General features: G+C 34.3%; 12 protein-coding genes and 1 pseudogene. 4 read left to right on the top strand and 9 right to left on the bottom strand.

Translation table 11 applies throughout. From position 1 onward, the window contains the following. The first annotated feature begins 175 nt into the window (after positions 1-175). The gene (locus BN349_RS15730) at positions 176-1,216 is read left to right on the top strand and encodes a lactonase family protein (RefSeq protein ID WP_019243292.1); all 1,041 of its coding nucleotides are present in this window, start codon (positions 176-178) and stop codon (positions 1,214-1,216) included. A gap of 120 nt (positions 1,217-1,336) precedes the next feature. Here BN349_RS15730 and BN349_RS26425 read toward each other — a convergent pair whose 3' ends face one another. The 9 genes from BN349_RS26425 to purU all read right to left on the bottom strand — a co-directional run bounded on the left by BN349_RS26425 (position 1,337) and on the right by purU (position 8,679). Further along, positions 1,337-2,515, bottom strand: a complete 1,179-nt coding sequence (locus BN349_RS26425) for a class I SAM-dependent methyltransferase (protein ID WP_019243293.1) — start codon at positions 2,513-2,515, stop codon at positions 1,337-1,339. A 12-nt stretch (positions 2,516-2,527) separates the two neighbouring features. Continuing rightward, complete coding sequence (locus BN349_RS24085; protein ID WP_019243294.1) at positions 2,528-3,142, bottom strand: HAD-IA family hydrolase; 615 nt, start codon at positions 3,140-3,142, stop codon at positions 2,528-2,530. A 15-nt stretch (positions 3,143-3,157) separates the two neighbouring features. After that, entirely contained in the window at positions 3,158-3,793 is a 636-nt protein-coding gene (locus BN349_RS15745) for a response regulator transcription factor (protein WP_019243295.1), read from the bottom strand. After that, positions 3,783-4,826 (bottom strand): sensor histidine kinase, encoded by a 1,044-nt coding sequence (locus BN349_RS15750; RefSeq protein ID WP_019243296.1) that lies wholly within the window; start codon positions 4,824-4,826, stop codon positions 3,783-3,785. Before BN349_RS15750 ends, BN349_RS15745 begins: the two co-directional genes overlap by 11 nt. Further along, positions 4,823-5,557, bottom strand: a complete 735-nt coding sequence (gene liaF / locus BN349_RS15755; protein ID WP_019243297.1) for a cell wall-active antibiotics response protein LiaF — start codon at positions 5,555-5,557, stop codon at positions 4,823-4,825. Before liaF ends, BN349_RS15750 begins: the two co-directional genes overlap by 4 nt. Positions 5,558-5,640: 83 nt before the next feature. Further along, on the bottom strand, positions 5,641-6,288 hold the full coding sequence (locus BN349_RS15760) for a PspA/IM30 family protein (protein ID WP_019243298.1): 648 nt from the start codon (positions 6,286-6,288) through the stop codon (positions 5,641-5,643). A 170-nt stretch (positions 6,289-6,458) separates the two neighbouring features. After that, on the bottom strand, positions 6,459-6,806 hold the full coding sequence (locus tag BN349_RS15765; protein ID WP_019243299.1) for a lmo0954 family membrane protein: 348 nt from the start codon (positions 6,804-6,806) through the stop codon (positions 6,459-6,461). Between the two features lie 395 nt (positions 6,807-7,201). Next, entirely contained in the window at positions 7,202-7,765 is a 564-nt protein-coding gene (locus BN349_RS15770; protein WP_019243300.1) for a histidine phosphatase family protein, read from the bottom strand. 14 nt (positions 7,766-7,779) lie between these two features. Further along, complete coding sequence (gene purU / locus BN349_RS15775; RefSeq protein WP_019243301.1) at positions 7,780-8,679, bottom strand: formyltetrahydrofolate deformylase; 900 nt, start codon at positions 8,677-8,679, stop codon at positions 7,780-7,782. Between the two features lie 278 nt (positions 8,680-8,957). On the opposite strand from purU, the pseudogene BN349_RS24090 reads away from it, so the two are divergent. The 3 genes and pseudogenes from BN349_RS24090 (at position 8,958) to BN349_RS15790 (ending at position 12,958) form a co-directional block, all read left to right on the top strand. Then, a pseudogene (locus BN349_RS24090) lies at positions 8,958-9,807 on the top strand (DegV family protein). A gap of 301 nt (positions 9,808-10,108) precedes the next feature. Further along, positions 10,109-10,966, top strand: coding sequence for a DegV family protein (locus BN349_RS15785; protein ID WP_019243302.1), 858 nt, complete (start codon positions 10,109-10,111; stop codon positions 10,964-10,966). A gap of 333 nt (positions 10,967-11,299) precedes the next feature. Continuing rightward, a complete protein-coding gene (locus BN349_RS15790; RefSeq protein ID WP_019243303.1) occupies positions 11,300-12,958 on the top strand; it encodes a glutamine--tRNA ligase/YqeY domain fusion protein in 1,659 nt (552 codons plus the stop codon). The last annotated feature ends 19 nt before the right edge of the window (positions 12,959-12,977 follow it).

Consider the following 12,977-nt stretch of genomic DNA (forward strand, 5'->3'; position numbering starts at 1 on the left):
ATTTTTTTACGTTATTTCTATCAGATACATTCTAAAAATCATATTTCAATCTACCCAAACTCTTGTCGGCCCGTTAATGGCTAGAGGGCTTAGCATTAGTTTGAGTTTGAGTGGGATAAATACTTCCTCATATACTATAATTAGATTATTCTATATTTTTGGGGGCGATTTAAAAGTGAAATATATCGGCTATATAGGAACGTATACAAAAGGTGCTAGCAAAGGAATATATAGATTTACACTTGATACAGACAAGAAAACACTAAGCAAACCACAGTTAGCTGCCGAACTAGATAATCCAACATATGTCGTGCTTAATAAAGATCGTACAATTCTTTATTCTGTAGCTAAGCAAAATACATCTGGTGGCGTAGCAACATTTACTATAAACCATGATTCTGGAGAACTAACATTGAAAGACATTCAAGTAACAGAAGGGCCTTCTCCTTGTCATATCAGTGTAGATGATCGCGATAAATTGGTCGTTACTGCTCACTATCATAGAGGTACAATAGAAGCTTATGCAGTATCCGACCAACAATTACATCCCGCACATTCGATTGTTCAACATAAAGGTTCAGGGGTTAATAAAGATCGACAAGAAAAACCACATGTACATTTTGCAGGGTTTGCACCAGAAGACAAATACGTTGTTACTGTTGACTTAGGAACGGATGAAATCACAACCTATCAATTACTCAATCAGCAATTAACAGAAAAAAATCGCCTTACTGTTCGTCCTGGTAGTGGTCCTAGACATATTACATTTCATCCAAACGGGAAATTCGCTTATGTAATGACCGAAATTAGTAACGAGGTCATCGCTTTATCTTATGATGCTTCAAATGGTAGCTTTGAAGAGATTCAATATATCCGTACCATTCCAAATGATTTTACTGAAAATAGTCAAGGAAGTGCGATACATATCACATCTGATGGTCAATATATTTATGTTGGTAATCGAGGTCATAATAGCATCGCTGTTTTTTCAGTTGACGCAACAAAAGGAACACTTACTTTTATTGAACATGTTTCAACCAAAGGAGATTGGCCACGAGATTTCAGACTAGATCCCACCGAGTCATTCTTAATTGCCTCGAACCAAGAATCTCATAATCTTATTTTATTTGAACGAAATACAAAGAGTGGTAAACTAACCTTGCTTCCATCAGAAGTGTCGGTACCATATCCAGTTTGTGTAACTTTTATGGGCTAAAAAGGCTTTGCCGGACAGTAATTCCGCACCAAATCTGGTATCTATTCCAAGAAAAAACAGCAATGGTCTATCTTAACACAAAAGGTATCTACCGATTTACAACTTGGTAGATACCTTTTATTATTTCTTCGATATGAGTGTAAACGTTTTGGGTAATCCGATATCATGAAGTTTATGATTTGGTTCTTCTTCTAGTACAGAGATACATAAACCTGAAGAAGCAACGGATGTAACCAATTCCCCAATGGTCCATTTTCTTTGAACAGTTTGTAAAAGCTCTTCCTGAACACCATCAGGCATGTGCTTAGAAAAGGCTACCGTTTGCTCATGTAATGTTGGATCAAAATAATTTCCAACAATCTTATGCTTCTTACCTGTAGATGAAATAAGTTTTGTCGAAATAGGATGAAATTCATGCAAAACAAATAATCCTTCTTTAGCTAAAAGTGCTCGAACCAAATTCATTAAAGGTTCAAGTGTAATAAAATAATGCAAAACACCAAGCTCCATTAATACATAATCATATTGATCAGCCATTTTCTCTATATGTAAAGAGAATACATCCGACACAATATAGTTGATGGATACATCTGCTTCTTTCGCTAATTCTTGTGCGAACATCGCATTTTCTTTCGAAAAATCAACTACGGTTACTTGTGCTCCTAATAATGCTAAAGCTGTTGCTTTAACACCATTTGACCCTAACAAATGTAACACTTTTTTCCCTTCAAGATTCGGCATATATTTCAGAAACGGATAAAGTCTCCATTCAGGATTATTTTTAATTTTTTCTGCCATATGTTTTGGCTCACCATAGCGGGCAATAAGTGCTTGGTAATTATTTTGATTCCAAGCCTTCTCATTATGCTCAGTAAAAGCCTGCTGCTTCTGCTGTAAATGAGCAATAATAATTTCTTTATATAAAGATAAATGGTCATCATATAAGTAACAATACAAAGACTTGCACCAAACTGTATGTTCATCTAATTTAACAGAGATACGATATGGATCTGTTTTGATTGTAGTATTATAAAGACAACGTACAGTCACATTTTTGCCTTCGACTTGGACTTGGAATTTGGCGCTTTTCGGTGTTTTTTCAATTGGTGAGCGCGCGGCATCTTTAAATAAGTTATAACAATTAGTAAAAGCATCCCATTGGACAAGCAGTTCAGTATGTTCAATAGATAGATCTACTCCTTGTATAAATAAAGCTGCCTCTCCAATATATGTATAAGGAATAGAAGCTTCCTCTAATAAGGAAGCTATTTGAATAATCGTATTTTTTTCGTTGTTCATGTAGTTCCTCCGTTAAGCATTCGATGTAGAAGCTGTAAGAAGTGCGTATTTCACAATATCATTTGGAGTCTTTGCATAGTAAGTAGGCTTAATGGTCTCTACGTCTTCCTCAGTAGAATATCCCCAGTTTACCCATACGATATCAATTTCACTCTTTTGACAAGCAAGAATATCGCGAACTTCATCCCCTACGTATAATACGTCTTGTTTTTGTAATTGATGTTGCTCAAGGAAACGATCAATCATTACATCTTTTCCATATAAATCACTAGACGTATAGATTTCATTAATACTTTCAATATCCTGCAATTCAAAATACTCACGAATATTACTCTCTTCATTTGAAGAGATAACAGCAATACCAATGCCCTTTTGCTCTAATGTTTGAAGTACTTCTCTAATGCCATCGAACAGCTGGATTTTATGAAGAGATTGTTTATATAGTGCGTAGAAATCCTTCGCAATTAATTGATATTGTTCTGAAGAAACATTCTTCATCTGATCCATTTGGTCCTCCGATAATGGTGGAAATCCAAATTGACCAGCTAATATATTGACCGTGTCAAATACTACTTGTTTTGCATCGGCTAGCGTACCATCAAAATCAAAAATAACAAATTTCTTCATAAACTTTCGCTCCTCCTACTCAACTAATGAATGTTTAAATGCATAGATAACAGCTTGTGTACGATCCTGTACTTCTAGTTTACTTAATATATTGGAAACATGCACTTTAACTGTCTTTAAAGCAATAAAAAGCTCATCTGCCATTTCTTGATTACTTTTCCCCTCAGCCATTAATAACAGAATTTCCATCTCGCGATTTGTAAGTTCATCATGTAATTCTTTTTTCTGAGGTTTTCGCATGCGTTGCATCATTTTCCCTGTTACTTCAGGCTCTAAAACAGATTGGCCATGGAAAGTAGAGCGGACAGCATCTGCTATTTCACTAGCTTTAGAGGTTTTCAGCATATAACTTGTTGCTCCTGCTTCTAAAGCTGGATACACTTTTTCATCATCTAAAAAGCTTGTCACAATAATAATTTTCGCTTCAGGCCATTGTTCAATGATTTCTTTTGTTGCTTGTATTCCATCCATCTCTTTCATAACAAGGTCCATTAAAATGATATCTGGCTTCAATTGAAGTGCCTTCTCTACACCTTCCCCTCCATCGGAAGCTTCTCCGATAACCTCTATATCTGGTTGAGAAGACAAATAAGCTGATACTCCTATTCTTACCATTTCATGATCATCTACAAATAATACTTTAATTTTCATCGTTTTCATCCTTTGCTATAACAGGAACTTTTACTTCTAAACGAGTGCCTTTATTAATGACACTTACAATTTTCAATATGCCTCCAACCTCAAGAGCGCGTTCATGCATGTTTTGTAATCCGTAAGAGCCAGCCTTTGATGCCTCTACATTAAAACCAACTCCATCATCAGATACAATCATAATAATCGTACCTTCCCTTTTCACTAGATGAACTTCAAGTGTCTCTGCTTTAGAATGGCGTAATGTATTAGAAATGGATTCTTGTAAAATCCGAAATAGCTGATCTTCTACACCTTTATCTAGCTTCACTTCTTCTATTTTCCAAGTAATATTCATCGGAACTTTCTGGATTAATTCCACAAGCAGTTCCTCCATACCTTCTTTTAAAGATTTACCCTTTAACGGAACTGGTCGCAAATGCAGTAATAAAGCACGCATTTCAAGCTGTGATTGATGAATCATTTCTTCTACTAGCTTTAGCTGTTTACCATTTTGATTTTCATTAGACGAATTTTCATTAATGGCAGACATCAACATAGATGCTGCAAATAATTGCTGACTAACGGAATCGTGTAGCTCTCTTGCTAGTCGATTTCTTTCTTGTGATACAATTTCCTGTACACGCTTTTCTTGAATTTCTGCACGTTCATTTGCCAGCTTTTGCGAAATAGTTACTTGTTCTTTTACATGTTGCTGCAATTTATTCATCTTTTCATACACGTTTTCGATTTCAAGAGGACGCTTTTTATCAGAAGCAGCTACAATTTTGCCTCTTTCTAATTCTAAGAGCTTACCACCGATATCACTTAATCGCTTTCTCCATTGATACCCTATGACTGCTCCTGATATTCCACCTACCAAAACGCTGACTGTAGGAACAAAGACTATGAAAGGAATATCCATAATTTCTTTATCCCATAATTCTTTCAACGGCTTTACAGGATACACATACAAAAAGATACCTAAAAACAACAAAGTGAGGAGAAACGAATACAGCATACTCAACACGACTTGGCGTTGTAAAATACTCATATACGCTTCACCTCTAAATTTCCTACAACAGAAGTAGTTATAATTTTAATTTTTTGCTGTGATTGCTCGTATTGCGATGTAAAAAATTGAAGACTTTCATTAAATAATCGTTGTTCATTATTTTCAAAAATAGATACGGAACCTGCAATAACAGAATGTTCTATTTTAACTTCAATTTCATAAGGAACGTAAATTTTAACTGCCCCAACAATATTACGTATAGATATAACCGCTTCACCTTTAGGTAGAACTGTATTACTTAAATCTACAATACAATCCCCTATTCCACACTGAATATTAATATCTTCCCATTCATAAACAGTATCGGGTGTTTGTTGTCCACCTAGAATAGCATTCTTAAATAATAACTGCTTACGGTGAATTTCTTCAGGAATATTTGTATTATTGTTATCTGGAAACACGGGTGAATACATAGTTGGATGCTTTTTAGATTGAAAAAATCGGTAAATAAGGACACCTAACAAGGCTAACAAAAATAACTTGAATGTCATCATATTTCCGACCGTTACAACAGCGCTAATAATTCCAATCATTAGAGCTAGCTTCCCAATTGTTTTATGCCATCTCTTTTTACCAAAATAAATGAGTACGGCTGAAATGAATAAAGAAAAAAGGAGACCTCCATCAAAAAACGTAACCTCAATTAGCAGTAGTACAACCGCAAATATAATGATCCAGTTAAGTAAATCTGACTTTGATTTAAATGCCACGAGTGTCCCCTCCCTTCCAAAGTTAATATGTACGGAAAAGGCGCAGAAATATACTACGCCTTTACTAGAATAACATGTTTAACTTATAAAATTGAATCACTTTCATTGTTTTTTGCTTGTTTTTCTAATTCCGCAATTCTTGCATCGATTGTATTATGGTAATAGTCTTTATTTACTCGGTCTTCCATGCGAGATATATACTGTTCCATTTCTTCAAATCGAGCAGATGATTTATCACACTCAGGCTTCGTATCTAGCACCTGATTGATGCGATAGTTAGCACGGGCAATATTTTCACGGCCCATAATTTCTAATCTTCTCAAATGCATATCTTTCAACTTATGCTTCATTTCTACATATTTCTTTTCTAATTGTGCTAAATGATTCGTTGTTTCATCTAAAGCTTTTTGAAGACGTTCTACACGTTGTTCATATTGATTTTTTTCAGCTAGAGCAAAATCATATAATTCAACCTCACCTGCTTTTGAGGCGATTTCAACTTGATATGCACGTTTCTCCACTAAAGCTTTAGCATCATTTAATTCACGTAAGAATTCATCTTTTAAACGTGATTGACGATCCATAAGCATGCGAACCTTCTCTGTTTCCTTTTCACTATCTCGCAAATATTGATTTAACATCGTCATTGGATTTTTTTGCTCTTTTTGATCTAGCATATTATTTAAATCTGCTGCTACTGCATATTTAATACGAGTGAATAAGTTTGACATAATTAGGTCTCTCCTTTTTATTTACTATCTATAGTTTATTGTCTTAATATGAGGATTTACTTCATTTAAATCTTGACTACTGTCTAGCTCCATCACCTTACGGACTCATCGTGTTTCTTTTATCCCGCTTTAAGCCTTTCGGAGCTAAACTCGGACTTACGTTTTTCTTATTAGTTTTTATTTAAATTTGCCCATTCATTTTCAAAATTTGCAAAAGGATCATCATTCTTTACAACTTCTACTTTTTTTGTACTGTTCCAGTTTTTATAAACTAGATACATAACAAAAATCGCTACTAAACCGATAATTGATGGAATGTTTGAGATGGAAGCACTGATGAAAAGTAAACCAATAATCCCCCATACAATTTTTGATCCTGTTGTTTTTGCTTTCAAAAACTCCTTAATGACAAGATACGCAATACCTAATGTAATAGCTAATGCAAGCATTGGTCCTAGGTTAGCTAAGAAGACAATCGCTGCAATACCTCCTACTAGTAATAACCCGAATTTTTTCATTTTCCGTTCCTCCTTTCATGTCTCTATCTTATCTTTAATTGAACGTTTTCATAATCGACCTTGGCTATATTTTGCTGTAAGACTTGCGACGTATCTTGCTCTAAACTAAGAAAAGCGCAAGCGCCTGAAAAAAATGAACAAAGGCTAACAACGCCACTTCCTGTGGCAACGCCTTAGTGACCTACATCCTGTAGGCCTCCGTTCACGCATAATACACGGGGGGACCTTGAAAGGTTCTTTTTGACCTTCAGAACTGCTTATATTATGACCTCGAGGGGCTAAGAGCTAGAGCTAGAGATTAAGAAAAACCGACACCGTCCTTTTGATTTTTTACGCTTTTAGCTCAAAAATAAAAGGCCTATTTAAAAAGTAAATAGACCTTCTTTATCCGAGCATTATTTTATATAGGTAGTGCAACCCCAATTTCCATCGGCATAAGAATCTACGGACTGCCAACCTTCTTTTTTTAATTGTTTTGCGATCATTCTGTTAAAAAAGCCATGACCAACAAGGGCTACATGATTATATTTATGGGAAAATCCGATTAAATAATCTGCCGCAAGCTTGGCTCTTTTTTTAGCTAATCTATATGATTCAACATCTTTTGAATATCCAAGTAGCCACAGTATTCTTAAGAAGATATTCCAAGAATTCGGCTTCATGTACAAGAAAAAAATATTAGAGGCTGTTGGAATCCCTACTTCATGAAACAACGAATGAGTTTGAAACTCATAATCTTTCTTTAAATAAAAGGCAGAATCAATTGACCTTTTTAAATTACTAGTCAAAACAACCTGAGAAAGCGACATTGCTTCCTGCGTTCCTTCTAGTAAAGTATCAAAGGGAAGAACTCCAGATTCATCGTACTTCTTTACCCATTTACTATATTGCTTTGAAGTCAATCTGCTGCTCATATCACAGACAGAAACCCCATGTCTAATTAAAGAAATTGTTGGCATGGTCAGCACCCAGATTAAAAGCGAATGGTTTTATTCTTTTCAACTATTACTCGATCTTCTAAATGCCATCTTAATGCACGAGCTAAAACACTTCTTTCTATTGTATGTCCAATCTTCTTAAGTCGCTCAACCGTATCACGATGATCGACACGTTTTGTATCTTGCTCAATAATTGGACCTTCATCTAAATCGCTTGTGACATAATGAGAGGTAGCACCGATTAATTTAACACCTCTTTCATAGGCTCGTTCATATGGACGAGCACCTATAAAGGCTGGTAAAAATGAATGGTGAATATTAATAATTTGATTTGGAAACTCATTTACAAAATGGTCTGTTAGGATTTGCATATATCGCGCTAATACGATTACTTCTATATCTTTTTCCTTTAACATCTTGATTTGTTGTTCTTCTACTTGTTGTCGAATATCTTTGTTAGCTGGAATGTAATAGAAAGGAATGCCTAACGCTTCAACGGTTTCTCTCGTATCCTCATGGTTACTAATCACCATCACAATATCCATCATTAAATTTCCACTTTGATACTCCCACAATAGTTCCAGTAAGCAATGTGGTTCCTTTGAAACAAATATAGCCGTACGTTTTAGATGAGAAGCTGATCGAAACGAGTACTCCATTTTAAAGCTTTTAGCTACTACTTCAAAATCATTCGCTAGCTGTTTGTAGACCTTAGATAATTCAGGAATTTCAAATTCCATTCGTAAGAAAAAAGTACCTCTATCATGATGAGAAGAATATTGGCTCGATTCAATAATGTTCGCCTTATTTTCATATAAAAAAGTAGATACAGCTGATACAATCCCTGGTTGATCGGGACATTTTATTAATAGTCTTGCTCTATTTTCATTTTCTTTTTTAAAAGATTCTAGTTGTTTTTTCACTAAGTCTCTCATCTATTTGCTCCTCATTTCTTATTTGTTTTTTAATTATACAGAAAGATCAGTATTTTTCCGATAGCCAATTTCTTATCTTATTTGCTTCTCAATCCTAGATATTTTCTGTAATATCACAATTTGTTCACTAATGCTTGCCATTTTATCCAAAATAAACACTGTAATTAAAGTACAATAGATGTTAATAACTTTTGTAAATGACTAATTTTGGACATACTAACAAATTATACATCTGATTTGCATTACAAAAGGAAAATATACATTAAAGGATCGATGATATGTCAGCAAAAAAAATTGCTTGGATTACTGATAGTACTGCATTTTTACCAGAAGATATAAAAGAGCATCCAGATTTATATGTCATTCCACTTAGCATAAATTTCCAAAATGAATTATTCGAAGATGGTGTCAACCTAACAACTGATTTATTATATAAAAAATTAAACGAAGAAAAAGAAGTTCCTACAGCCTTCAGTGGGAAAAATAGTTGAACTGCTTAATACGCTCAAACACAATTATGATGCAGCTATTGCTATTCATGTTTCAAGTAAATTAAGTGGCACATTATCTAGCTGTACTTCAGCAGCAGATTTAGCTGATTTCCCAGTTGAAATCGTTGATTCCACTGCTATGTCCTATATAATCACAACGCTTTTGTATAAAGGATTAGATATGCAAAAACAAGGAAGAGATTATAAAGATATTGCCACTTTTTTACGGAAAGATGCTACAAAAAATGAAAATTATATTCTCCTTGGTAATCTAAATCAATTTTATAAAGGTGGAAGAATGTCTGGCACACAATACCTTTTAGGAAATCTATTAAAGATTAAGCCCATTATTCGAATAAAAAATGGAGAATTTGGTTTATTTGAAAAGGTTCGTTCAGAAAAGAAAGCCCTACATAAACTAATCACCCTTTTTGACGAATCCTATCAGAAGTATGTTATTCATTCCATCCAGATTATGCACGGAAATATTGAGTCTAAGGCTCTTGAATTTAAAGAGGAGCTAAACAAGAAATATCCTAATCTGAAAGTAATAATAGGAGAAATAAGCTCTACAATTGCTGTTCATGCCGGTGAAGGTACTGTAGCTCTTATTTGGCATAACGAACCACGAAATTAATTAATAACTACTTATTCTGCTTAGAAATATAAATCTGAATTTCTTCAACTCTTTCAACAAATTGTATGATGCTATAAAATATTTATCCAACATGTTCATTTTTTGTTAAGAAATAATCTAGATGATTTTATAATATTTCACATTTCTTTAACGAAATAATAGAGAACTTTAGCTAAATGCAGTACAATAATAGCTAGATACATCTTGTATTTTGAAAAGAAAAATATTAAAACTAGACTAAATAATAAATTAAACTACATGTTATATTAATTACTAAAATTCATGTTAAAGGATAAATGTTATGACTAAAAAAATTGCTTGGATTACTGATAGTACTGCTGAAATTCCAGATGAATTACAAAACCACCCTGATCTTTATGTGGTTCCATTAAGTATTACATTCAGTACTGGTACATATGAAGATGGAATCGATTTAAATACAGAACAATTATATAAGAATATTCGTGAAGATAAAGAAATTCCAAAAACTTCTCAGCCTTCAGTAGGTAGATTTGCTGAACTATTTGAAAAACTAAAAGAAGAATATGATGCAGGAATTGGCATTCATATTTCGGCTGATTTAAGTGGAACTTTAGCAAGCTGTAAAGCAGGAGCAGAGTTAGCGAATTTCCCTCTTGAAGTAGTCGATTCAAAAGCGATGGCAATTGCTATTACTCGTTTAATCGAACTAGGAATGCAATTACAAGAAGAAGGATTAGATTATAAAGAAATCAGTGAAAAATTACGCAAGGATGCCTATAGAATAGAGAATTATATGGTTCTAGGTAATTTAGATCAATTCTATAAAGGCGGAAGAATGTCAGGTACACAATATTTGTTAGGTAACCTACTTAACATTAAGCCTATTATTCGTATTTTGGATGGGAAATTTGAATTATTCGAGAAAGTTCGCTCAGAAAAACGAGCTATTAAAAGATTGCTTGAACTTTTTGATATTGCCTATCAAAAAAGTTCCACTATCGATAAAATCTATCTAATGCACGGAAACGTCCTAAATAAAGCTCTGGAATATAAGGATTTACTACTAAGTAAATATCCTCATTTACATGTAGATATCTCCGAACTTAGCTCTACAGTTTCTGTACATTCTGGAGAAGGTACAATTGTTATTGCATGGGCAAACGATCCAGTTCAATAAGTTTATTTAGAAAATCACGAGAAACTAATTCATTCTGAACAGAAGATTAGGGGTATCATCTAGAGAATATCCATTTGTGTGAGAATAAGATGAGTTTTTCGATCGTTTTACTAAACTGTAAATTTGTTCAAATACAAACCTGACAGATACAATTTATAACCAAGAAAACCTTTCCCGATTGATAGGTGAATCGAGAAAGGTTTTCTTTGATATGTTAAATGAGTAAGTTCATAGGACATCTAAAACAAGAAAAGCATATCTATTTTTGTATTACATAAAAAAATTTTATATAATTGAACTACTAATGTCGATGAACGAAAGAGGTTAAATAACGTGAGCGAAAATACTTCAAATGCTTCAAATTTTATTAAAACAATCATTATAGACGATTTAAAAAGCGGTAAACACGATACTGTTGTAACACGTTTCCCACCGGAACCAAATGGATATTTACATATCGGTCATGCTAAAAGTATTGTGTTAAACTTTGGTTTAGCGGATGAATTTAAAGGAAAAACGAACCTGCGATTCGATGATACCAATCCCCTTAAAGAAGACCAAGAGTATGTTGACGCAATTAAAGAAGATGTAACATGGCTAGGATACGATTGGGATAATTTATTCTTCGCATCTGACTACTTCGATACGATGTATGAAAAAGCTATCCTTCTTATTAAGAAAGGATTAGCTTATGTTGATGATTTAACAGCTGATCAAATCCGTGAATATCGCGGAACGTTGACGGAGCCAGGTAAAGAAAGTCCATACCGTAACCGTACAGTTGAAGAAAACCTTGAACTTTTTGAACAAATGAAAGATGGCAAGTTCGGTAATGGCGAAAAAGTATTACGTGCAAAGATTGATATGAGCTCACCTAATATTAATTTACGTGACCCTGTTATTTATCGTATTGCACATGCTACCCACCATAACACTGGTGACAAATGGTGCATCTATCCAATGTACGCATTCGCTCATCCATTAGAAGATGCCATTGAAGGTATCACACACTCTATTTGTACATTAGAGTTTGAAGATCAAAGACCACTATATGATTGGGTAATTGCAAATTGTGAAACAGAAGCAACTCCGCATCAATATGAATTTGGTCGCTTAAACTTAACAGACACAGTTATGAGTAAACGCAAGCTAAAAATGCTTGTTGACGAAGGTGTTGTAGATGGTTGGGACGATCCTCGTATGCCAACTATTTCTGGATTACGTCGTAAAGGCTATACACCAGAAAGTATTCGCAACTTCTGCCGTGAAATTGGTGTAGCTAAAACATCTGGTATTGTAGATGTTCAAATGCTTGAACACTTCGTACGTGAAGACTTAAAGCTAAAAGCTCCTCGTACAATGGGTATTGTAAAGCCTCTTAAAGTTGTTATTACCAACTATCCTGAAGGACAAGTAGAAATGCTAGATGCAGAGATCAACCCAGAAAATCCAGAAATGGGTATGCGACAAATTCCATTCTCACGTGAAATTTATATTGAACAAGAAGATTTCATGGAAAACCCACCGAAAAAGTATTTCCGCCTCTTCCCTGGCAATGAAGTACGTTTAAAGCATGCGTATTTCATTAAATGTGAAGAAGTGATTAAAGACGAAAATGGAAATGTTGTTGAGCTACATTGTACGTATGATCCTGAAACGAAGAGTGGATCTGGATTTACAGGACGTAAAGTAAAAGGTACTCTTCACTGGGTAGAAGCTACACAAGCAGTACCAGCTGAATTCCGTCTTTTCAATCCTCTTCTACAAGAAGACGAAGAAGACTCTGAAGAAAAATCTTTCTTAGAGCAAGTTAATCCTAATTCATTAGAAATACACGATGGCTTCGTTGAAGAAAACATGAAAAATGTACAAGCTGGAGATAAATTTCAATTTTTCCGTCACGGTTATTTCAATGTAGATCCTAAATTATCTACTCCTGAAAAACCTGTATTCAACCAAATTGTTTCTTTAAAAAGCTCGTTTAAGATTTAAATATAGTGTAAGAAGGGCG

It is taken from the genome of Bacillus sp. AP8, from assembly GCF_000321185.1.
Taxonomy (GTDB): domain Bacteria; phylum Bacillota; class Bacilli; order Bacillales; family DSM-1321; genus Bacillus_AD; species Bacillus_AD massilioanorexius.